Source organism: Corallococcus sp. AB030 (assembly GCF_003668965.1).
Lineage (GTDB): Bacteria > Myxococcota > Myxococcia > Myxococcales > Myxococcaceae > Corallococcus > Corallococcus exiguus.
The window spans coordinates 1-443 of sequence record NZ_RAWQ01000501.1; the positions used below are offsets into that span (position 1 = coordinate 1).

Consider the following 443-nt stretch of genomic DNA (forward strand, 5'->3'; position numbering starts at 1 on the left):
TCCCAACCCAGCACCTACTCCACCCCAATCTCCACGGCAGAGCCAGCGGTGCCCATGGCTTCGGCTGGGTAATCGTGAAATTCCACGTCCGGGTGGTTTTGCGCCATGTGTTGGCGCAGGTTCTCCATCGCTTCTTCGCTGACTTCTGGGGTGGACCACAGCAGGGTAACCAGTTCGCCACCCTCTTCCAGCAGCGCATCGATGGCAGAAGTCATGTCTGCTTCGGTGGTGATCTGGAATCGCTGCGCGGAGACAGAATCCACCATGTCTTCGAGGTCATCATCGAAGTCATTGTCTGCGTCATGCACAGCCAGTGCGGCCAAGCCACCCACCAGGGAGGCGGTGTTGATCACGCTGATCTCCACGCCGCGGTTGAGCACGCGGGAGGCATCTCGCCCGTTGGTCAGCACCACGGCAGAGCCGGGTCCGGTAGCGGTCAGTAG

The 443-nt window shown here is 60.9% G+C and carries 1 protein-coding gene; it reads right to left on the bottom strand.

Annotation, left to right across the window (positions count from 1 at the left end):
• Positions 1-14: 14 nt before the first annotated feature.
• A partial coding sequence (locus tag D7Y15_RS43800) for a hypothetical protein (RefSeq protein WP_233605340.1) occupies positions 15-443 on the bottom strand: 429 nt, incomplete at its 5' end.